Here is a 21,388-nt window from a genome sequence, read left to right on the forward strand (position 1 = left end):
GCGCAGCGGCCTTGGCATGGACCTGGTGATTGCACGACCCGAAGGATTGTATTGCCCACCCGGGGATTTCTACATCGACCCGTGGCGCCCCGTTGAACGTGCGGTGATCACCCACGGCCATGGCGACCACGCCCGCAACGGCAACCGCCACTACCTCACCGCCAGCCCCGGCGCGGGCATCCTGCGCAGCCGCCTGGGCGCCGACATCAACCTGCAGACCCTCGACTACGGCCAGCGCCTGGACCACGGCGGGGTGACCCTGAGCTTGCACCCGGCCGGCCATGTGCTGGGCTCGGCCCAGGTGCGCCTGGAGTATCGCGGCGAGGTGTGGGTGGCGTCCGGCGACTACAAGGTCGAACCCGATGGCACCTGCGCACCGTTCGAACCGGTGCGCTGCCACACCTTCATCACCGAGTCGACCTTCGGCCTGCCGATCTACCGCTGGGAGCCCCAGCAGCAGATCTTCGACCAGATCAATGCGTGGTGGCGCGAGAACATCGCACTGGGCAAGGCCAGCGTGCTGTTCTGCTATTCGTTCGGCAAGGCGCAGCGCATCCTGCATGGCCTGGACCCGAACCTGGGGCCGATCCTGGTGCATGGCGCGGTCGAGCCGCTGAACCGGGTATACCGCGAAGCGGGTGTCGCCCTGCCCGCCACGCTGCATGCCAGCGAGATGGACAAGTACGACCCACGCATGCGCCAGGCGCTGATCCTGGCCCCGCCCTCGGCGGCCGGCAGCAGCTGGATGCGCCGCTTCGGCGACTACAGCGACGCCTTCGCCAGCGGCTGGATGCGCCTGCGCGGCACCCGGCGCCGGCGCGGGGTGGACCGCGGCTTCGTGCTCTCCGACCACGCCGACTGGCCCGGCCTGCTATGGGCCATCGAACAGACCGGGGCGCAGCGGGTGATGGTGACCCACGGCTCGGTGGCCGTGCTGGTGCGCTACCTGTGCGAGCGCGGGCTGGATGCCCAGGCGTTCGTCACCGAATACGGTGACGAGGATGAAGGCGCCCCGACCGAGGCCAGCGCATGAAGGCCTTCGCCGAACTCTACGGCCAGCTCGACGCCACCACCTCGAGCAACGCCAAGCGCGATGCACTGGTGCGCTACTTCGCCAGCGCCAGCCCCGAGGACGCCGCCTGGGCGGTGTACTTCCTGGCCGGCGGGCGGCCGCGCCAGCTGGTACCCACACGGCTGCTGCGCGAGCTGGCAATCAGCCTGTCGGGTTTGCCCGACTGGTTGTTCGAGGAGAGCTACCAGGCCGTGGGCGACCTGGCCGAGACCTTTTCGCTGCTGCTGCCCGAAGCCGCCCACAGCAGCGACGCGGGCCTGGCCTACTGGGTCGAGGATTGCCTGCTGCCGCTGCGCGGACTGCCGCCCGAAACCCTGGCGCAGCGCCTGCCGCCCCTGTGGGCACAGCTCGACCGGCAGAGCCTGCTGGTGTGCCTGAAGCTGGTCACCGGCAGCTTTCGCGTCGGCGTGTCGAAGCTGCTGGTCACCCGCGCGCTGGCGCAACTGGCCGACATCGACAGCAAGCGCGTGGCTCAGCGCCTGGTGGGCTACACCGACCTGTCGCACCGCCCCACGGCCCAGGGCTACCTCAAGCTGATCGCGGCCGAGTCCGAAGACGAACATGCCCAGCGCGGCGGCCAGCCGTACCCGTTCTTTCTGGCCCATGCGCTGCAACAGCCGGTGGACCAGTTCGACGCCCTGCTCGGCCCGCCCCAGGCCTGGCAGGCGGAATGGAAGTGGGACGGCATCCGTGCGCAGGTGGTCAAACGCGAGGGCCAGTTGTGGGTGTGGTCACGCGGCGAGGAGCTGCTGACCGAGCGCTTCCCCGAACTGCAGGCGCTGGCCGCCGTGCTGCCCGATGGCTGCGTGGTGGACGGCGAGATCGTGGTGTGGCGCGACGGCGTGCAACCCTTCGCCCTGCTGCAGCAGCGCATCGGGCGCAAGACCCTGGGCAAGAAGATACTGGCCGATGCGCCAGTGGTGCTGTTGGGCTACGACCTGCTCGAATGGCAGGGCGCCGACTGGCGCAGCCGCCCGCAGGCCGAGCGCCGGGCGCAGCTGGAGGCGCTGGTTCAGACCACTGCGCACCCGGCGCTGCGCCTGTCGCCGGTGCTGCAGGGCGACACCTGGGCCGAGCTTGCCGCCCAGCGCGAGGCATCGCGCAGCCTGGGGGTCGAGGGCCTGATGCTCAAGGCCCGCGACGCCCTGTACGGGGTGGGCCGCACCAAGGACATGGGGGTGTGGTGGAAGTGGAAAATCGACCCGTTCAGCGTGGACGCGGTGCTGATCTATGCCCAGCGCGGACATGGCCGGCGCGCCAGCCTGTACAGCGACTACACCTTTGCGGTGTGGGACGCCCCCGCCGGCAGCCCGCAGCGCAGCCTTGTGCCCTTTGCCAAGGCGTATTCGGGGCTCAGCGACGAAGAGATGCGCAAGGTTGATGCAATCATCCGCAAGACCACCGTGGAAACCTTCGGGCCGGTACGCAGCGTGACCCCGACGCTGGTGTTCGAACTCGGCTTCGAGGGCATCGCACTGTCCAAGCGCCACAAGAGCGGGATTGCGGTGCGCTTCCCGCGGATGCTGCGCTGGCGCCTGGACAAACCGGTGGACGAAGCGGACGACCTGGCCACGTTGCAGTCGCTGCTGGGGTAAGCGAAACGCAGCAATTGGGACTATGGTGCGGAAATTGCTGTGAGCTTGATGTCGAGCGGCCAGCGGTAACGCTGCGCAGCCACCCATCATTTGCGCTTGAAGGACCACACCATGAAAAAAGCTCTGCTGACGCTGTCTGCTCTGGCGCTGTGCCTGGCTGCGGGCAACACCCTGGCCAAGGACTACAAGGAACTGCGCTTCGGCGTCGATCCCTCCTACGCCCCTTTCGAGTCCAAGGCCGCCGACGGCAGCCTGGTGGGCTTCGATATCGACCTGGGCAACGCGATCTGCGCCGAGCTCAAGGTCAAGTGCAGGTGGGTCGAGAGCGACTTCGACGGCATGGTTCCGGGCCTCAAGGCCAACAAGTTCGACGGCGTGATCTCGTCCATGACGGTGACCCCGGCGCGGGAGAAGGTCATCGACTTCTCTGACGAGCTGTTCTCCGGGCCTACCGCACTGGTGTTCAAAAAAGGTGCAGGCATGAGCGCCGACCCGGCCTCGCTCAAGGGCAAGACCGTCGGCTACGAGCAGGGCACCATCCAGGAAGCCTATGCCAAGGCCGTGCTGGACAAGGCCGGGGTCAAGACCCAGGCCTACCAGAACCAGGACCAGGTGTATGCCGACCTGATTTCGGGACGCCTGGACGCCTCGATCCAGGACATGCTGCAGGCCGAACTGGGCTTTCTGAAATCGCCACAGGGCGCGGGCTACGAAGTGAGCCAACCGGTGGACAGCGAATTGCTGCCGTCGAAGACGGCGGTGGGCATTAAGAAAGGTAACAGCGAGCTGAAGGCCCTGCTGAACAAAGGTATCAAAGCGTTACACGATGATGGCACCTATGCCGACATCCAGAAGAAGCACTTTGGTGATCTGAACCTGTACAGCGGCAAGTAGGGCCGGCCTCTTCGCCGGCAAGGCCGGCTCCTACACGGGTTCGCGGTGCGTGCAAGAGCTGACGCACCGCGTACCCAAGGTCCCACCCGCACAGGCTCGCCCCATGCTTGACGACCTCCTGCAACACCTGGGCCTTGGCGCCTTCAGCCTCAGGGGCTTCGGCCCGCTGCTGCTGCAAGGCACCTGGATGACCCTGCAACTGTCCTTCATGTCGCTGCTGGTCAGCGTCGGCCTGGGCCTGCTCGGCGCCAGCGCCAAGCTCTCCGCGCTGCCGCTGCTACGCATCCCCGCGCAGCTCTACACCACGCTGATCCGCGGGGTGCCCGACCTGGTGCTGATGCTGTTGATCTTCTACAGCCTGCAGACCGGGCTCACCAGCCTGACCGACGCCATGGAGTGGGACTACATCGAGATCAACCCCTTCGCTGCCGGGGTCATCACCCTGGGCTTCATCTACGGTGCCTATTTCACCGAGACCTTTCGCGGCGCGATCCTCGCGGTGCCGCGCGGCCAGGTCGAAGCGGCCACCGCCTATGGCCTCAAGCGCTTTCAGCGGTTTCGCTTCGTGGTGTTCCCGCAGATGATGCGCTTCGCCCTGCCGGGCATCGGCAACAACTGGATGGTGATGCTCAAGGCCACCGCGCTGGTGTCGATCATCGGCCTGGCCGACCTGGTCAAGGCCGCCCAGGATGCCGGCAAGAGCAGCTACCAGCTGTTCTACTTTCTGGTGGTGGCGGCCTTCATCTACCTGCTGATCACCAGCGCCTCGAACGTGGCCCTGCGCTGGCTCGAACGGCGCTACAACGTCGGCACCCGGGAGGCACTGAGATGATCGAGCTGCTGCAGGAATACTGGCGCGCGTTCCTCTATACCGACGGCACCCACATCACCGGGCTGGCGATGACGATGTGGCTGCTCAGCGCCTCGCTGCTGATCGGCTTCGTGGTATCGATCCCGCTGTCGATCGCACGGGTGTCACGGCGCCTGTGGGTGCGCTGGCCAGTGCAGTTCTACACCTACCTGTTTCGCGGCACGCCGCTGTATATCCAGTTGCTGATCTGCTACACCGGCATCTACAGCCTGGAGGTGGTGCGCGGGCAACCGCTGCTCGACAGCTTCTTTCGCGACGCCATGAACTGCACCATCCTGGCCTTTGCCCTGAACACCTGCGCCTACACCACCGAGATCTTCGCCGGCGCCATCCGCAGCATGCACCACGGTGAAGTCGAGGCAGCCAGGGCCTACGGCCTGCGCGGCTGGAAACTTTATGCTTATATCATCATGCCGTCCGCGTTGCGCCGCTCGCTGCCGTACTACAGCAATGAGGTGATCCTGATGCTGCACTCGACCACCGTGGCCTTCACCGCCACCGTGCCGGACATCCTCAAGGTCGCCCGCGACGCCAACTCGGCCACCTTTCTGACCTTTCAGTCGTTCGGTACGGCCGCCATCATCTACCTGTGCGTGACCTTCGCACTGGTGGGCCTGTTCCGCCTGGCCGAACGACGCTGGCTGGCCTTCCTCGGCCCCGCACACTAGGACCGTTCATGCACCACAAGACCCACGACATCCTGGCCCCGGTGCCGGGGATTTGCCGCCAGATCCACAGCTTCCACTTCGGCCCGCGCGGTGCCGGCAAGGTCTATATCCAGGCTTCGCTGCATGCCGACGAGCTGCCCGGCATGCTGGTGGCCTGGCACCTCAAGCAACGCCTGGGCGAATTGCAGAGCCAGGGCCGCCTGCGCCACGAGATCGTGCTGGTGCCCATCGCCAACCCGGTGGGTCTGGAGCAGGTGCTGATGGACGTGCCCCTGGGGCGTTTCGAGCTGCAGAGCGGCGAGAACTTCAACCGCCACTTCGTCGACCTGAGCGACACCATCGGTGACCAGATCGAGGCGCACCTGACCCAGGACCCGCGGCACAACGTCGAGCTGATTCGCGAGTGCATGCGCCGGGCGCTGGACGCGCAGCCCGCCGCCACCCCGCTGCAATCCCAGCGCCTGGTACTGCAACGCCTGGCCTGCGATGCCGACATGGTGCTGGACCTGCACTGCGACTTCGAGGCCGTCGCACACCTGTACACCACCCCGGAAGCCTGGCCCCGGGTCGAGGCGCTGTCGCGCTACCTCGGGGCCCAGGCCAGCCTGCTGGCCACCGATTCGGGCGGGCAGTCGTTCGATGAGTGTTTCACCCTGGTGTGGTGGCAGCTGCAGCAACGCTTTGCCAAGCAGTTCCCCATCCCCCAGGGCAGCTTTTCGGTGACGGTGGAGCTGCGCGGTCAGGGCGATGTGAGCCACCCGCTGGCCAGCACCGACTGCGAGGCGATCCTGAACTACCTGACCCGTTTCGGTGCCATCGAAGGCGAGGCCGCCCCCTTGCCGCCCCTGCCCTACCCGGCCACACCGCTGGCGGCGGTCGAACCGGTGGCCACGCCGCTGGGCGGCCTGCTGGTGTTTCATGTCACCCCGGGCCAGCCGGTGCAGGCCGGGCAACTGATCGCCGAGGTAATCGACCCGCTCAGCGACCGCGTGACCCCGGTATACAACCAGCAGGCCGGGCTGCTGTATGCCCGCTCGCTGCGACGCATGGCCACCGCTGGCATGGTGATTGCGCATGTGGCGGGCAACCAGCCGTACCGCAGCGGCTACCTGTTATCGCCATGAGGGGCCGTGCATGTACAAACTGACCATCGAAGGCCTGCACAAGCGCTACGGCGAGCACCATGTGCTCAAGGGCGTTTCACTGCAGGCCAGCACCGGCGACGTGATCAGCCTGATCGGCGCCAGTGGCTCGGGCAAGAGCACCTTTCTGCGCTGCATCAATTTTCTCGAACAGCCCGACGAGGGCAGCATGACCCTGGACGGCCAGCCGGTGCGCATGGTGCACGACCGCCACGGCCTGCGCGTGGCCGATGCCGACGAGCTGCAGCGTATCCGCACGCGCCTGGCCATGGTGTTCCAGCATTTCAACCTGTGGAGCCACCTGAGCGTGCTGGAGAACATCAGCATGGCGCCGCGCCGGGTGCTGGGGGTAAGCCGGCACGAGGCCGAGGAACGGGCACGTGCCTACCTGGACAAGGTAGGCCTGGCGCCCCGGGTGGCAGACCAGTACCCGGCGTTCCTGTCCGGTGGCCAGCAGCAGCGGGTGGCGATCGCGCGGGCGCTGGCAATGGAGCCGGAGGTGATGCTGTTCGACGAGCCGACTTCGGCGCTGGACCCGGAGCTGGCGGGGGAAGTGCTGCGGGTGATCCAGGGGCTGGCCGAGGAAGGCCGCACCATGATCATGGTGACCCACGAAATGAGCTTTGCACGGCAGGTATCGAGCCAGGTGCTGTTCCTGCATCAGGGGCTGGTGGAGGAACAGGGCGCACCGGCCGATGTGCTGGGCAACCCCAGGAGCGAGCGGCTGCGCCAGTTCCTGAGTGGCAACCTCAAATAACGCGACGATTGTCACCCGCTAAAACTAATGCCGGGCATTGATGGTCTGTGAAGACACACCCACTGCCCACAAGCGGCCCCGGCATGCGTAAACCGTCCGACCTTGCTGGCCCCTGGTTTGCCACCCGTGGCTGGAAGCCCTTCGCCTTTCAGAAGCGCGTGTGGGCCGCCGTCGCCCGCGGCGAATCCGGGTTGCTGCATGCCAGCACCGGCGCCGGCAAAACCTACGCCCTGTGGCTGGCCGCGCTGCAACACCTCCATGCCCAGGACACGCCACGCGCCAAGCACCCGGCACCGCTGCAAGTGCTGTGGATCACCCCCATGCGCGCCCTGGCCGCCGATACCGCGCGGGCCTTGCAGGCGCCACTGGACGCGTTGCAGATTCACTGGAGCCTGGGCGTGCGCAGCGGCGACACCTCCAGCGCCGAGCGTGCCCGCCAGAGCCGGCGCCTGCCCAGTGCCCTGATCACCACCCCCGAAAGCCTGACCCTGCTGCTGACCCGCGATGCGGCGCAGAGCGAGTTCGCCAGCCTGCGCCTGGTGGTGGTGGACGAATGGCACGAACTGCTCGGCAACAAGCGCGGTGTACAGCTGCAGTTGGCCCTGGCGCGCCTGCGCCGCTGGCACCCGGGCCTGATCGTATGGGGCATCTCGGCCACCCTGGGCAACCTGGAGCATGCCCGCGACGTGCTGCTGCCCGAGGGCGGTTGCCTGGTGCAAGGCCGCCAGGACAAGCGCATCGAGGTCGATACCCTGCTGCCAGAAGCCATCGAGCGCTTCCCCTGGGCCGGGCACATGGGGCTCAAGATGCTCGCGCAGGTGCGCGATGAGGTGGCGCGCAGCAGCAGTTGCCTGGTGTTCACCAACACCCGCGCCCAGGCCGAGCTGTGGTATCAGGCGCTGCTGGAGGCGCGCCCCGACTGGGCCGGCATCATTGCCCTGCATCACGCCTCGCTGGCCCGCGAAACCCGCAACTGGGTCGAGCAGAGCCTGAAACAGGGCCAGCTCAAGGCAGTGGTATGTACCTCAAGCCTCGACCTGGGGGTGGATTTTCTGCCCGTCGAACGGGTGTTGCAGATCGGCTCGGCCAAGGGCGTGGCGCGTCTGATGCAGCGCGCCGGACGCTCGGGGCACGCGCCGGGCCGCCCTTCGCGGGTGACCCTGGTACCGACCCACAGCCTGGAGCTGGTGGAGGCCGCCGCCGCCCGCGAGGCCGTGGCAGCACGCCAGATAGAGGCAAGGCGCTCTCCGGCGCTGTGCATGGATGTACTGGTGCAGCACCTGGTGAGCATGGCCCTGGGGGCCGGGTTTCGCCCCGCGCAACTGCTCGAGGAAGTGCGCAGCACCTGGGCCTATCGGCACCTGCGCGACGAACAGTGGCAATGGGCGCTGGAATTCGTGCGCAACGGCGGTGCCTCGCTGGGCGCCTACCCTGACTATCACCGGGTCATCGAAGCGCCGGACGGGGTATGGCGGGTGGCCAACGCGCGCCTGGCGCGCCGCCACCGCATGGGCATCGGCACCATCGTCAGCGATGCGAGCATCCAGCTGAAGTTCTGGAGCAAGGGAGGCGGCGGGCGCAACCTGGGCAGTGTCGAGGAAGCCTTCGTTGCCCGCCTGCGCCCGGGCGATGCCTTCCTGTTCGCCGGGCGCACGCTGGAGCTGGTGCGCATCGACAACATGACCGCCTATGTGCGTCGCAGCACCGCACGCAAACCTGCCGTACCACGCTGGAACGGCGGGCGCATGCCGCTTTCCAGCGAGCTGGCCAGGGCCGTGGTCGAGCAGCTCGACAGCGCCGCGCACGGTCGCTACCACGGGCCGGCCATGCAGGCGGTCAAGCCATTGCTGGAGCTGCAGCGGCGCTGGTCGGTGATCCCCACCCACGACATGCTGCTGGCCGAGACCTGGACCTCGCGTCAGGGCTGCCATCTGTTTCTCTATCCATTTGCCGGGCGCACCACCCACCTTGGGCTGGCCAGCCTGCTGGCGTGGCGCTACAGCCGCAGCCAGCCGGCGAGTTTCTCGATTGCGGTGAACGACTATGGCCTGGAACTGCTGTGCCCTGGCGAAGTGCCGTGGGCGGCCATGCTGCCGGACCTGCTGAGCCCCGATGAACTGCTCGAGGACGTGCTGGCCAGCCTGAATGCCGGCGAAATGGCCATGCGACGTTTTCGCGAAATTGCGCAGATCTCCGGGCTGGTGTTCGGCGGCTATCCCGGCTCGCACAAGAGCACCCGGCAGATCCAGGCGTCCAGCGGCCTGTTCTTCGAGGTGTTCCGCCAGCACGACGCGGGCAACCTGCTGCTGGGCCAGGCCCGTGACGAGGTACTGAACGCAGAGCTTGAGATCGACCGGCTGGCGCAGGTACTGAGCCGGCTGGGCGGTTTGCGCCTGCATCTGCAGCCGCTTGCGCGCCCGGGCCCGCTGGCCTTTCCGCTGCTGGTGGAAGGCATGCGCGAAACCCTGAGCACGGAAAAGCTCGCCGACCGCATCGCCCGCATGGTCGCCGACCTGGAAAAGGCCGCGAGCCGGGAGCGCTGAATGAGTCACTGCCTGAACATCGACGTACACGGCGAGCAGCTCTGGCTGCTGGGGGACAAGGCGCTGTACTGGCCGGCGCGCAGGGTGATGCTGGTGGCCGATGTGCATATCGGCAAGGCGGCGGCATTTCGCGCCCAGCACCTGCCCGTGCCCCGCGGCACCACGCAATCGACCCTGCAACGCCTGGACCGGCTGCTGACCAGCTACCCGTGCGAAGAGCTGATCGTGCTGGGCGACTTTCTGCACGCACGCACCGGCCGCGCCGCGGCCACGCTGGAACGCGTGCGGCAATGGCGGGAACGGCACGCCCGGCTGAAGATCACGCTGATACGCGGCAACCACGACCTGCATGCCGGCGACCCGCCCGAGGGGCTGCGCATCGACGTGCTGGACGGCCCGCTGCTGCTGGGGCCGTTCGCCTTGCAGCACGAGCCCGAGCCCCATGCCACGCACCTGGTGCTGGCCGGCCACGTACACCCGGTGTATGTGCTGCGGGGGCGCGCGCGGCAACGCCTGCGCCTGCCCTGCTTCGTGATCGGCGAACGGCTCGGCCTGCTGCCGGCCTTCGGGGACTTCACCGGCGGCTGGGCAGTGCAGCCTCAGCCGGGTGAGCGCGTGTACCTGACGGCAGACGCGCAGGTATGGCCGGTCAAGCCCTAGGCTCAGGCAACCGGTGCCGGTGGCGGTTCATCAGGGAGTGTGGGTTCACCCGGTTCCATCGGCGGGTTATCGCCTGGCTGCGGCGGCGACGGGGTGTCCGGGCCAGGCTGGCCGGGGACGCCACCGGCCTGCATCAGTGGCGGCTGCGCGAGCAATGACCAGGCCACCAGCCCGATCTGATTGGGCTGCAGCACGGCAAGTTTGGCGCTGATTGAGGGGTCGAGTTTCATAGGCGGCTCCTGAGCGAAGTCCGACACGCCTCCTGGCGTGCCGGGACGGTTCATCTGCTTGGAGTGCCTTGCCGGCGAGTAATTCCCTCGCTTCGTCGGCTCAGGTGCGCGGCAGGGTCACACCACGCTGGCCCTGGTACTTGCCGCCGCGGTCCTTATAGGACACTTCGCACTCTTCGTCGGACTCCAGGAACAGCATCTGCGCCACGCCTTCGTTGGCGTAGATCTTGGCCGGCAGGGTGGTGGTGTTGGAGAACTCCAGGGTCACGTGGCCTTCCCACTCCGGCTCGAGCGGGGTGACGTTGACGATGATGCCGCAACGGGCATAGGTGCTCTTGCCCAGGCAGATGGTCAGCACGTTGCGCGGGATGCGGAAGTACTCGACGGTGCGCGCCAGGGCGAAGGAGTTGGGCGGGATGATGCACACGTCGCTCTTGACGTCGACGAAGCTGCCGGCGTCGAAGTTTTTCGGATCGACGGTGGCCGAATTGATGTTGGTGAACACCTTGAACTCGTCGGCGCAGCGCACGTCGTAGCCGTAGCTGGAGACGCCGAAGGAGATCAGCCGGTTGTCGCTTTCGCCGCGTACCTGACGCTCGACGAAGGGCTCGATCATGCCGTGTTCCTGCGCCATGCGGCGAATCCACTTGTCCGATTTGATGCTCATGGCGGGTGTCCTGAAATAGCGTGGTGAAGAAATTCTGTGGGGCATCTTACCGGGCCCGGCGCCGGGTTCAAAGTTCCGTGCGGTGTTGGCGGCAAGATCCGCGTCATACGGGGCCTGCGCGGGGTATCGCGGCGCCGCCAGTCTTGAATTGCACGAAAGCTGAACAAGACCATTGGCACGTTCTGGAAAAAGGGTTATGGTGACGCCACTGTGCTGCACGTGTCACTGAGAATCTCTACCTGATGCAAGATCTCGATCAACCCATCTTCATGAATTTTCTGCCTCTTTGCACTCAGTCTCGGCCAGGGCGTTTCCTGAGCCGTAATTAACTTTGTCCAAGGAGACAGACCATGTCCAATCGCCAAACCGGTACCGTTAAGTGGTTCAACGATGAAAAAGGCTTCGGCTTCATCACCCCACAATCCGGTGACGACCTGTTCGTACACTTCAAAGCCATTCAAGCTGACGGCTTCAAAAGCCTGAAAGAAGGCCAGCAGGTCTCTTTCGTCGCTACCCGCGGTCAGAAAGGCATGCAAGCTGAAGAAGTACAAGTTATCTAACTTGCGCTTCACTGCTTGAAAAAAGCCCTGCCCTCACCGGCGGGGCTTTTTTTTGCCTTGCCGGTGGGCCTGCCCGTAGGAGCCGGCGTTGCCGGCGAAGGCAACACCGCAGTACCTGCCTGGTGATGCAGTGGGCCCTTCGCCGACAACGCCGGCTCCTACACAGGCGAGGGTATCGACTCAGTCTTCGCTGATGGTGATATTGGGCATCGCCGGCGCCGCCGCTTCCTGCAGCACGATGCGCGCCCCCACCTGCCGTGCCAGTTCCTGGTACACCATGGCAATCTGGCTTTCAGGCTCGGCAATCGCGGTCGGCTTGCCGCTGTCGGCCTGCTCGCGAATCAGCATCGACAGGGGCAGCGAAGCCAGCAGCTCCACACCGTACTGCGCCGCCAGCTTCTCGCCACCACCTTCACCGAACAGGTGCTCGGCATGCCCGCAGTTCGAGCAGATATGCACGGCCATGTTCTCGACCACGCCCAGCACCGGGATATTCACCTTGCGGAACATCTCCACACCCTTTTTCGCGTCCAGCAGCGCAAGGTCCTGCGGCGTGGTCACGATCACCGAACCAGCCACCGGCACCTTCTGCGCCAGGGTCAGCTGGATGTCGCCGGTGCCCGGCGGCATGTCGATCACCAAGTAGTCGAGGTTGTCCCAGGCGGTCTGGGTCACCAGTTGCAGCAACGCACCGGAGACCATCGGGCCACGCCATACCATCGGCGTGTTGTCGTCGGTAAGAAACGCCATCGACATGACTTCCACGCCATGCGCACGCAACGGCACGAACCACTTCTGGTCGCGGATCTGCGGCCGGGTCCCTTCGGCGATACCGAACATCACGCCCTGGCTGGGGCCATAGATGTCGGCATCCAGGATACCCACCCGCGCCCCTTCACGGGCCAGGGCCAGGGCCAGGTTGGCGGCGGTGGTGGACTTGCCCACACCGCCCTTGCCGGAGGCCACGGCCACGATGTTCTTGACGTTGGCCAGGCCCGGAATCTGCGCCTGGGCCTTGTGCGCGGCGATCACACAGGTGATCTCGACCTGTGCCGAGGCCACGCCCTCGATCCCCTCGACGGCAGTCTGCAGCACCTGGGCCCAGCCGTTCTTGAACAGGCCGGCGGCATAGCCCAGCTCCAGGGCCACGCTGACCCGGTCGCCCTGGATATCGATGCTGCGCACACACCCGGCGCTGACCGGGTCCTGGTTCAGGTAAGGGTCGGTGTATTGGCGAAGGACGGTTTCAACCGCTGCGCGAGTGACGGCGCTCATGGAGACTCCCGATAAAAGACTGAATGAAACAGGTCGCTATGCTAACCCGTGAAACAACGGCAGATACGTCCATGGGGTGAAATATATTTCCCATCGTTTTATAGTGGCCGATCACCGTTCATACCCTGTAGCCGAAAGTAGCCGAGCCCCCATGTCCGAGCCACGCCAGATTCTCGTCACCAGCGCCCTGCCCTATGCCAACGGGTCGATCCACCTTGGCCACATGCTCGAGTACGTTCAGACAGACATGTGGGTGCGCTTCCAGAAGTACCGCGGCAACCAGTGCACCTACGTGTGCGCCGACGACGCGCACGGTTCGGCGATCATGCTGCGCGCCGAGAAAGAAGGCATTACCCCCGAGCAACTGATCGCGAACGTGCAGGCCGAGCACTGCGGCGACTTTGCCGACTTTCTGGTGGAGTTCGACAACTACCATTCGACCCACGCCGACGAAAACCGCGAGCTGTCGAGCCAGATCTACCTGAAACTGCGTGACGCCGGGCATATCGCCACGCGCTCGGTCACCCAGTATTTCGACCCCGACAAGCAGATGTTCCTGGCCGACCGCTTCATCAAGGGCACCTGCCCCAAATGCGCGGCCGACGACCAGTATGGCGACAACTGCGAAAAATGCGGCGCCACCTACGCACCGACCGAACTGAAGAACCCCAAGTCGGCGATCTCCGGCGCCACCCCGGTGCTCAGGGACTCCCAGCACTTCTTCTTCAAGCTGCCCGACTTCCAGGCCATGCTGCAGCAGTGGACCCGCAGCGGCACACTGCAGGACGCCGTGGCCAACAAGTTGGCCGAATGGCTGGATTCCGGCCTGCAGGAATGGGACATCTCCCGTGATGCGCCGTACTTCGGCTTCGAGATCCCGGGCGAGCCGGGCAAGTACTTCTATGTGTGGCTGGACGCGCCGATCGGCTACATGGCCAGCTTCAAGAACCTGTGCGACCGCACGCCGGAACTGGACTTCGACGCCTACTGGAAAAAAGACTCCAGCGCCGAGCTGTACCACTTCATCGGCAAGGACATCGTCAACTTCCACGCGCTGTTCTGGCCTGCCATGCTCGAAGGCGCCGGCTACCGCAAGCCGACCGCAATCAACGTGCACGGCTACCTGACGGTCAACGGCCAGAAGATGTCCAAGTCCCGTGGCACCTTCATCAAGGCGCGCACCTACCTCGACCACCTGTCGCCGGAATACCTGCGCTACTACTACGCGGCCAAGCTGGGCCGTGGCGTGGATGACCTGGACCTGAACCTGGAAGACTTCGTGCAGAAGGTCAACTCGGACCTGATCGGCAAGGTGGTCAACATCGCCAGCCGCTGCGCAGGGTTCATCCACAAGGGCAACGGCGGCGTGATGGTGGCCGGCGACGCCGCACCGGAGCTGACCGAGGCCTTCCTGGCTGCGGCACCGGGTATCGCCGACGCCTACGAAGGCCGCGACTTCGCCCGTGCGATGCGCGAAATCATGGGCCTGGCCGACCGCGCCAACGCCTGGATCGCCGACAAGGCCCCGTGGTCGCTGGCCAAGCAGGAAGGCAAGCAGGACGAAGTGCAGGCCGTGTGCGCCCAGGGCATCAACCTGTTCCGCCAGCTGGTGATCTTCCTCAAGCCGGTGCTGCCGCAACTGGCCAGCGATGCCGAGGCGTTCCTGAACGTCGCGCCGCTGACCTGGAACGACCACCAGAGCCGTCTCGAGAACCACCAGCTGAACCCGTTCAAGGCATTGATGACCCGCATCGACCCGGTCAAGGTGCAAGCCATGGTCGACGCTTCCAAGCAGGACCTGGCCGCCAGCCAGACCAGCGTGGTCACCGGCAACGGCGAACTGACCAAGGACCCATTGGCGGCTGAGATCGACTTCGACACCTTTGCCGCCGTCGACCTGCGGGTAGCGCTGATTCTCAAGGCCGAAGCCGTGGAAGGGGCCGACAAGCTGCTGCGCCTGACCCTGGACATCGGTGACGAGCAGCGCAACGTGTTCTCCGGCATCAAGTCCGCCTACCCGGACCCGAGCAAGCTGGAAGGTCGTCTGACCATGATGATCGCCAACCTCAAGCCACGCAAAATGCGCTTTGGCGTGAGCGAGGGGATGGTCATGGCCGCAGGCCCTGGCGGCGAGGAGATCTACCTGCTCAGCCCTGACAGCGGCGCCAAGCCGGGTCAGCGCATCAAGTAAGTGCCACGCCCCGACCCTGACCGGCCGGGGCGTTCTCATTGCACCGTGATTGCCGGATAATGGCGCACAGCCTCTTGCCTGTGGCGCGCCCATGACCGAACTGCTCCTTACCCTTATCAGCGCTGCGCTGGTCAACAACCTCGTGTTGCACCAGGCCCTCGCGCTCGACCCGCTGCTGCAGCCCGTCGAGCCGGCGTCACGTCGCCGGGTGCACGCACTGGGGTTGGCGACGCTGGTGCTGATGGTGCTGGCGGTCGTACCGGGGCAGTTGCTTTACCGCTACGGGTTGCGCCCGCTGCAACTGGAGTACCTGCGCCTGTTCGTGTTCCTGCCGCTGTGCGTTCTGCTGGCAGCGCCGGTGCTGAACCGGTTGCAACGCCAACTGCCACACTGGCCGTTCACCGGCCTCAAACCCTTGCTGCTGGGCAATGCCGCCGTCCTGGGCCTTGCCCTGCAAGCCAGCGATGCCACGCTCGACCCGTTCGCCACCCTGGCCCTGAGCCTGGGCGGCGGCCTGGGCTTCTGGCTGGCGCTGTGCCTGTTCGACGACCTGCGCCAACGCAGCGACGCGGCCCCCGTGGCCTTGCGCGGCCTGCCCATCGAGCTGATCGGCGCAGGGATCATGGCCCTGGCCTTTCTCGGTTTCAACGGACTGTTCACCTCATGAGCCTGATTCAACGCATCGACGCCCTGCTGCCCCAGACCCAATGCGGCAAGTGCGGTCATGCCGGCTGCCAGCCTTACGCCCAGGGGCTGGCAGCGGGCGAGGCGATCAACAAGTGCCCACCCGGCGGCAGCGAGACCATTGCCGCACTGGCAGCACTGCTGCAGGTGCCGGTGATTGCCCTGGATACCGACCGCGGCAGTGCGCCCGCCCAGGTCGCCTTCATTCGCGAGGCCGAATGTATCGGTTGCACCAAATGCATCCAGGCCTGCCCGGTGGACGCCATCGTCGGCGCCGCCAAGCTGATGCACACGGTCATCAGCGCCGAATGTACCGGCTGCGACCTGTGCGTGGCGCCTTGCCCGGTCGACTGCATCGACCTGCTGCCACTGCCTGCCGACAGCCCCATCGTGCCGATCGTCGGCGGCCTGGCGCGCACCCGGCCACAGCAGCTCGCCCGCGCCGCCCGGCGCAGCCATGCACGCCATCGCTTCGAGCAGCGTGCCCAGCGCCTGCAACGCGAAGAGGCGCGCAAGCAGGCCGAACGCATCGCGCGCAGCCAGCGGCCCGCCCCGAACGCGGCGGCTGCGGTGCCGGCCGACGACCCGATCAAGGCCGCGATTGCGCGGGTGCAGGCGCAAAAGGCTGCAGCCGCCGATGCGGCGCTGAAAAAGGCCAAGATTGCCGCGGCCATGAGTCGCGCCCAGCTGACCAAGGCGCGCACAGCCTTTGGCGACTCGCCAAGCCCGGCGCAGCAAGCGCAACTGGCTGACCTGCAGCAAGCGCAACAACAGGCCCAGGCTCACCTGGAATCACTGCTGGCGGTAAGCGATGCTGCCCGCGCCTGATCCGGGCGAACGCCTGCGCGCCAGCCTGCGCCTGGTGCTGCTGGCGTGCCTGCCCGGCTTGCTGGCACTGACCTGGCTGCACGGTTGGGGCACCCTGCTCAACCTGCTGCTGACCACCACCGCGGCGCTGGCGACCGAAGCGGTGTTGCTGCGCGCCCAGCGCCGCCCGGTGCGTGCTGCACTGGGCGACGGCAGTGCCCTGGTCAGCGCCACGCTGCTGGCCATCGCCCTGCCCGCCTACCTCGCCTGGTGGGTGCCGGTGATTGCCAGCGCAAGCGCCCTGGCCCTGGGCAAGCATGTGTACGGCGGGCTTGGCAAGAATCCGTTCAACCCGGCCATGCTCGGCTATGCCGTGGCCCTGGTCAGCTTTCCGGCCCAGATGACCCAGTGGCCCGGACCGCAACCGCTGGACCTGGGCACCAGCCTCGAAGCGGTGTTCGGCTTGGCCGTCCGACCCGACGCCTGGGCCCAGGCGACGGTGCTGGATGTGGTGCGCCACAACCAGAGCCTGACCATCGAAGAACTGTTCGGCCAGCACCCGGCCTTCGGCCGGTTCGCCGGCGCGGGCAGCGAGTGGGTCGCCCTGGCCTTCCTGGCCGGTGGCCTGTTGTTGCTGCAGCGCAAGGTGTTCAGCTGGCATGCCCCGGTGGCCATGCTGGGCAGCCTGTTCATCATGAGCCTGCTGGGCTGGAACGGCTCGGGCTCCGACTCCAATGGCTCGCCGCTGTTTCACCTGCTGGCCGGCTCCAGCCTGTTCGTCGCGTTCTTCATCGTCACCGAACCGGTCAGCGGCCCCAGGGCGGCCAGCGCACGCCTGCTGTTCGGCGCCGGGGTGGGCGTGCTGGTCTATCTGATCCGTACCTGGGGTAGCTACCCCGACGGCAGCGCGTTCGCCGTGCTGCTGATGAACCTGTGCGTGCCGGCGCTCGAACGCTGGGCCGCGCGGCGCCAAGGGCAGCCGGCATGACCCCCCGGGCGCGTGCAGTGCTGCTGGTGGCGGCCGTGGCGTGCCTGGCCATCGGCTGCGCCATTGGCTGGGCGCAGTTGAACGCCGCGCGTATCAGCCAGGCTGAACAGCAGCTCAAGGCCAGGAGCCTGCTGAGCGTGCTGCCGGCAGAGCGCTACGACAACCAGCCGCTGCAACGCCCCCTCGCACTGCCCGCACCGACCCTGGCCCATAGCACCCTGCTGGCCGGCTACCGCGCGACCCTGCTCGGCCAGCCCAGCGCCGTGGTGCTGCACAGCCGGGTACAGGGCTATGCGGGGCCACTGGACCTGCTGATCGCCATCGACAGCCACGGCCGCCTGCTGGCCACCCGGGTGCTGCAGCACCAGGAAACGCCAGGGCTTGGCGGCAAGTTGAGTGAACCGGGCAACACCTGGCTACTCGGGTTCGAGGGCCGCACGCTGGCGGACACCCCCGATCCGGCCTGGGCCCTCAAGCGCGATGCCGGCCAGTTCGACCAGCTGGCCGGCGCCAGCGTGACCTCCCGCGCAGTGATCCAGGCGGTGCACGATGCCCTGCGCTACTTCGACGAACACTCCCACTATCTGCTGGGTACCGGTGAACATGAATAGCCGCAGCCTGCTCATCCTCAGCCTGGCCCCGATGCTGGGCGCCAGCCAGACCCTGGCCCAGGCCGCAGCGCTGGCGTTGTTCAGCCTGTTGAGCCTGTGCCTGCACCGGTTGTGCATGACGCCCTTGCGCCCGCTGCTGCAAGGGCTGCAGACCACGCTGGTCAGCGTGCTGCTGGCGGCGATGCTGGTGACCTGCCTGGAGCTGAGCCTGCGCGCCTGGGCCCTGGAGGTTCACGCGCAACTGGGCATCTACCCGGGGCTGATCGCACTGCAATGCGTGCTGCTGGAACAGTGCTTCGAGCGCCATCGCGGCGTCGCGCAAGGCCTGCTGGTGGTCATCGGCTTGTGTACAGTGCACCTGCTGCTGGGCCTGTGCCGCGAACTGCTGGGCTCTGCCGGGCTGCGCCTGGCCCAACTGACCCCGGGCGCACTGATCCTGCTGGGCCTGCTACTGGCCATTTTCAACCGGGTGCGGCGCAAGCCGGCCCCCTCTAGCCGTCAAGGAAGCCTCTGAGCCCATGAATGCTGCCAAACGCCTGGAAATCTTTCGCAGGCTGCACGAAGACAACCCGGACCCGAAGACCGAGCTGGCCTACACCACCCCCTTCGAACTGCTGATCGCGGTCATCCTCTCGGCGCAATCCACCGACGTGGGGGTCAACAAGGCCACCGCACGCCTGTACCCGGTGGCCAACACACCCCAGGCCATCTACGACCTGGGCGTTGAAGGGTTGTCCAGCTACATCAAGACCATCGGCCTGTACAACAGCAAGGCCAAGAACGTCATCGAAACCTGTCGCCTGCTGATCGAGCGCCACGGCGGCGAAGTGCCGCAAACCCGCGAAGCCCTCGAAGCGTTGCCCGGGGTGGGCAGAAAGACGGCCAACGTGGTGCTCAACACCGCATTTCGCCAGCCGACCATGGCGGTGGACACGCATATCTTCCGGGTCAGCAACCGCACCCGTATCGCCCCCGGCAAGACGGTGCTGGAGGTGGAAAAGGCATTGATGAAGTTTGTGCCCAAGGACTATCTGCTGGATGCGCACCACTGGCTGATACTGCATGGGCGCTATGTATGCCAGGCGCGCAAGCCACGCTGTGGAAGCTGCCGTATCGAGGACCTTTGCGAGTACCCGCAAAAAACCTCCGACGATTGAACAAATAGTTGAATCGGTTGCGCACGATTGAAAAAATCTTTTTTACCGGCTCTGAAAATATCGCTATAAGGTGCGCCAATAGCCCTCTTGGCATGGAGTGACTTATGAGCACCGATAACGAAGAGCTGGATATCGACGTCGAGCCTGACACGGCAGACGAACAGGAAACGGAAAGCCCGCCCGAAACGGCGAAGACCAACCTCAGCAAGCGTCGCACCATCGACAACATGCTGGAAGAACGCCGCCTGCAAAAGCAGTTGGCCGATTACGACTTCGATCTTTGACGGCCCACTTCAGGTCGCGGGCGGGCCGTCTCTAGCGCATGCAGGGGCCAGGCAGTCGCCCTGGCAAGGTCTGGTTCACACCAGGCCGTTACGCTGGGCCAGTTCGATAAGGTCCACCAGGGAGCGCGCATTGAGCTTGAGCAACAGGCGCGTCTTGTAGGTACTCACCGTCTTGTTGCTCAGAAACATGCCGTCGGCAATCTCCTTGTTGGTCTTGCCACGTGCCAGTTGCTGCAGCACCATCATCTCCCGCCCCGACAGACGTTCGACCATATCCGCTTCGCTGGAACCGCCAAGGTTCGAACGCACCGAGTGCAGGGCCTGGTTGGGGAAGTAGCTGTAACCGGAGAGGACCGCCTTGATGGCGCTGAGCAGCTCGGTAAGGTCCTGCTGCTTGCAGACATAACCCGCGGCGCCCGCCTGCATGCACCGCATCGAAAAATGCCCAGGTGCCTGTGAGGTCAGCACCAGTACCTTTATGTTCACGTCATTGGAGGTCAACCTTGCGATGACCTCCAGCCCATCGAGCTTGGGCATGCCGATATCCAGTATCACGATATCGGGCAGGTGTTTCTTGACCAGCTGCAGCGCGTCCACTCCGTTGTCGGTCTCTGCGACAACTTCATAGCCATGCCGCTCCATCAGCATGCGTACAGCCAGGCGAATGACCGGATGATCATCCACGATCAGCACTTTATTCATGGGCAAAATCCAATTTTCGCTGTTCGATTTTTTGAGCCCGCACAATAGCCTAGTCAACCGGCATAGTGCATTGCAGCTTCCTTGACAGTTGCACGACAAGACCAGACCTACCTAAATAGAAGATTATTCCTACAAAACTTCCTGATAGCAGGCGTTAAGCAGAAACAATCATTGGGTCGTTCGAGGCGTGCATGCAGTGCGAACAAACACTAACACCGCACTCTCGCCACGTTCCATATGACAACGCTCGCCCGCACGCAGGAAATATCCGTGATATTTGCCAAACCCGGGTATCAATCCCGTCACGGCGTTTTATCGCGTCGAAGTTGCACCGAAGTATTTCCTGAGGACGATCCATAACCCCCTGAACACCGAAGTACCCAGGCCGCATAGTGGTTCCAAAAACAATGCGAACCCTGACCCTTGCGCCCACGAAACAGCGCTCACGCCGAGCAGCAGGCACGTACATGAGCAACGTCGAACCGAAAAGCCCACTGACGATCATTGCTATTTTCGCGGGTATCATCGAAGCCTCTGCGTTGGCCTCACTGCCCTTTCTTGGCGAAGACAGCCAGGGTATCTACACGTGGTTTCTGGTGGGCTTTCCACCCTTTCTGACAATCCTGTTTTTCCTGACGCTCAACTTCAACAGCAAGACGCTGTATTGCCCGGAGTACAACGAGGACACGCCTGAAGTTCAGGATGAACCCAAAGACTGGTCAACTTCAGAACAACGTGAAAGTCACCTGCCGCCTGCCCGTTCTGCCTTTGCACAATTGACCACACAAGCCCCACCCCTGGGTTGCGACGCCATGGCACCCGCTATCTCGACCATCGTCATTTCCGGTGCACAAAGCAAATCGCTGATCGAATACCTTGTCACTCAGGCCATCACGCAACAGCCCAGGCTGGGCACGCTGGTCATCCACAACCTTGAAACCGGCACGCAGACCACACTGACCACCCATGCCCTGGGCGCCGAGCTACCGCAATGAAGGCATAAAAAAACCCGGCCTCAGGCCGGGTTCCT

22 protein-coding genes and 1 pseudogene are annotated in these 21,388 nt (G+C 65.2%); 19 read left to right on the plus strand and 4 right to left on the minus strand.

Features of this window, described 5'->3' with window-relative positions; genetic code table 11:
* Nucleotides 1–16: 16 nt before the first annotated feature.
* The 9 genes from N0B28_RS20215 to pdeM all read left to right on the plus strand — a co-directional run bounded on the left by N0B28_RS20215 (nucleotide 17) and on the right by pdeM (nucleotide 10,202).
* Nucleotides 17–1,033, plus strand: a complete 1,017-nt coding sequence (locus N0B28_RS20215; RefSeq protein ID WP_275728345.1) for a ligase-associated DNA damage response exonuclease — start codon at nucleotides 17–19, stop codon at nucleotides 1,031–1,033.
* Nucleotides 1,030–2,667, plus strand: coding sequence for an ATP-dependent DNA ligase (locus tag N0B28_RS20220; protein ID WP_254996555.1), 1,638 nt, complete (start codon nucleotides 1,030–1,032; stop codon nucleotides 2,665–2,667). Before N0B28_RS20215 ends, N0B28_RS20220 begins: the two co-directional genes overlap by 4 nt.
* 111 nt (nucleotides 2,668–2,778) lie before the next feature.
* On the plus strand, nucleotides 2,779–3,561 hold the full coding sequence (locus N0B28_RS20225) for a transporter substrate-binding domain-containing protein (RefSeq protein WP_043861953.1): 783 nt from the start codon (nucleotides 2,779–2,781) through the stop codon (nucleotides 3,559–3,561).
* Between the two features lie 103 nt (nucleotides 3,562–3,664).
* Complete coding sequence (locus tag N0B28_RS20230; RefSeq protein ID WP_043861954.1) at nucleotides 3,665–4,393, plus strand: ABC transporter permease; 729 nt, start codon at nucleotides 3,665–3,667, stop codon at nucleotides 4,391–4,393.
* Nucleotides 4,390–5,100: an ABC transporter permease gene (locus N0B28_RS20235; RefSeq protein ID WP_043861955.1), complete on the plus strand. Its 711-nt coding sequence runs from the start codon at nucleotides 4,390–4,392 to the stop codon at nucleotides 5,098–5,100. The genes N0B28_RS20230 and N0B28_RS20235 overlap by 4 nt, the downstream gene beginning before the upstream one ends.
* 8 nt (nucleotides 5,101–5,108) lie before the next feature.
* The gene (locus tag N0B28_RS20240; RefSeq protein WP_054914742.1) at nucleotides 5,109–6,224 is read left to right on the plus strand and encodes a succinylglutamate desuccinylase/aspartoacylase family protein; all 1,116 of its coding nucleotides are present in this window, start codon (nucleotides 5,109–5,111) and stop codon (nucleotides 6,222–6,224) included.
* Between the two features lie 10 nt (nucleotides 6,225–6,234).
* Entirely contained in the window at nucleotides 6,235–6,999 is a 765-nt protein-coding gene (locus N0B28_RS20245) for an ATP-binding cassette domain-containing protein (RefSeq protein ID WP_275728355.1), read from the plus strand.
* A gap of 83 nt (nucleotides 7,000–7,082) precedes the next feature.
* Entirely contained in the window at nucleotides 7,083–9,542 is a 2,460-nt protein-coding gene (locus N0B28_RS20250; RefSeq protein WP_054914744.1) for a ligase-associated DNA damage response DEXH box helicase, read from the plus strand.
* Entirely contained in the window at nucleotides 9,543–10,202 is a 660-nt protein-coding gene (gene pdeM, locus N0B28_RS20255; protein WP_123752796.1) for a ligase-associated DNA damage response endonuclease PdeM, read from the plus strand.
* A gap of 2 nt (nucleotides 10,203–10,204) precedes the next feature.
* Here the strand turns inward: pdeM and N0B28_RS20260 are convergent, their stop codons facing one another.
* Both N0B28_RS20260 and dcd read right to left on the minus strand, forming a co-directional pair.
* Nucleotides 10,205–10,432 carry a hypothetical protein gene (locus N0B28_RS20260; RefSeq protein ID WP_058540970.1) on the minus strand — a complete coding sequence of 76 codons (228 nt, stop codon included), beginning with the start codon at nucleotides 10,430–10,432 and terminating at the stop codon, nucleotides 10,205–10,207.
* Between the two features lie 100 nt (nucleotides 10,433–10,532).
* Nucleotides 10,533–11,099, minus strand: coding sequence for a dCTP deaminase (gene dcd / locus N0B28_RS20265; protein WP_028943496.1), 567 nt, complete (start codon nucleotides 11,097–11,099; stop codon nucleotides 10,533–10,535).
* Between the two features lie 350 nt (nucleotides 11,100–11,449).
* On the opposite strand from dcd, the gene N0B28_RS20270 reads away from it, so the two are divergent.
* A complete protein-coding gene (locus tag N0B28_RS20270; RefSeq protein ID WP_008365925.1) occupies nucleotides 11,450–11,659 on the plus strand; it encodes a cold-shock protein in 210 nt (69 codons plus the stop codon).
* Nucleotides 11,660–11,839: 180 nt separating this feature from the next.
* Here N0B28_RS20270 and apbC read toward each other — a convergent pair whose 3' ends face one another.
* On the minus strand, nucleotides 11,840–12,934 hold the full coding sequence (gene apbC, locus N0B28_RS20275) for an iron-sulfur cluster carrier protein ApbC (RefSeq protein WP_058540969.1): 1,095 nt from the start codon (nucleotides 12,932–12,934) through the stop codon (nucleotides 11,840–11,842).
* 151 nt (nucleotides 12,935–13,085) lie between these two features.
* Between apbC and metG the strand changes: the two genes are divergently transcribed.
* The 8 genes and pseudogenes from metG (at nucleotide 13,086) to N0B28_RS20315 (ending at nucleotide 19,656) form a co-directional block, all read left to right on the plus strand.
* Nucleotides 13,086–15,125: a methionine--tRNA ligase gene (gene metG, locus N0B28_RS20280; protein WP_078480568.1), complete on the plus strand. Its 2,040-nt coding sequence runs from the start codon at nucleotides 13,086–13,088 to the stop codon at nucleotides 15,123–15,125.
* Nucleotides 15,126–15,216: 91 nt separating this feature from the next.
* Nucleotides 15,217–15,792 carry an Rnf-Nqr domain containing protein gene (locus N0B28_RS20285; protein WP_043861962.1) on the plus strand — a complete coding sequence of 192 codons (576 nt, stop codon included), beginning with the start codon at nucleotides 15,217–15,219 and terminating at the stop codon, nucleotides 15,790–15,792.
* Nucleotides 15,789–16,604 (plus strand): annotated as a pseudogene (locus N0B28_RS20290) (RnfABCDGE type electron transport complex subunit B); the annotation flags it as partial. The gene N0B28_RS20285 and the pseudogene N0B28_RS20290, both read left to right, overlap by 4 nt.
* A gap of 16 nt (nucleotides 16,605–16,620) precedes the next feature.
* The gene (locus N0B28_RS20295; protein ID WP_054914748.1) at nucleotides 16,621–17,604 is read left to right on the plus strand and encodes an RnfABCDGE type electron transport complex subunit D; all 984 of its coding nucleotides are present in this window, start codon (nucleotides 16,621–16,623) and stop codon (nucleotides 17,602–17,604) included.
* On the plus strand, nucleotides 17,601–18,215 hold the full coding sequence (locus N0B28_RS20300; protein ID WP_275728363.1) for an RnfABCDGE type electron transport complex subunit G: 615 nt from the start codon (nucleotides 17,601–17,603) through the stop codon (nucleotides 18,213–18,215). The genes N0B28_RS20295 and N0B28_RS20300 overlap by 4 nt, the downstream gene beginning before the upstream one ends.
* Entirely contained in the window at nucleotides 18,208–18,729 is a 522-nt protein-coding gene (locus N0B28_RS20305; RefSeq protein ID WP_088515473.1) for an Rnf-Nqr domain containing protein, read from the plus strand. Before N0B28_RS20300 ends, N0B28_RS20305 begins: the two co-directional genes overlap by 8 nt.
* 4 nt (nucleotides 18,730–18,733) lie before the next feature.
* On the plus strand, nucleotides 18,734–19,372 hold the full coding sequence (gene nth / locus N0B28_RS20310; RefSeq protein ID WP_043861967.1) for an endonuclease III: 639 nt from the start codon (nucleotides 18,734–18,736) through the stop codon (nucleotides 19,370–19,372).
* A 104-nt stretch (nucleotides 19,373–19,476) separates the two neighbouring features.
* A complete protein-coding gene (locus N0B28_RS20315) occupies nucleotides 19,477–19,656 on the plus strand; it encodes a hypothetical protein (protein WP_043861968.1) in 180 nt (59 codons plus the stop codon).
* A 75-nt stretch (nucleotides 19,657–19,731) separates the two neighbouring features.
* Here N0B28_RS20315 and N0B28_RS20320 read toward each other — a convergent pair whose 3' ends face one another.
* Nucleotides 19,732–20,358, minus strand: a complete 627-nt coding sequence (locus N0B28_RS20320; RefSeq protein ID WP_043861969.1) for a response regulator transcription factor — start codon at nucleotides 20,356–20,358, stop codon at nucleotides 19,732–19,734.
* Between the two features lie 467 nt (nucleotides 20,359–20,825).
* Between N0B28_RS20320 and N0B28_RS20325 the strand changes: the two genes are divergently transcribed.
* Nucleotides 20,826–21,353 (plus strand): hypothetical protein, encoded by a 528-nt coding sequence (locus N0B28_RS20325; RefSeq protein ID WP_275728370.1) that lies wholly within the window; start codon nucleotides 20,826–20,828, stop codon nucleotides 21,351–21,353.
* Nucleotides 21,354–21,388 lie beyond the last annotated feature (35 nt).

Origin of the sequence: Pseudomonas sp. SD17-1 (genome assembly GCF_029201585.1) — a bacterium.
GTDB lineage: Bacteria > Pseudomonadota > Gammaproteobacteria > Pseudomonadales > Pseudomonadaceae > Aquipseudomonas > Aquipseudomonas palmensis.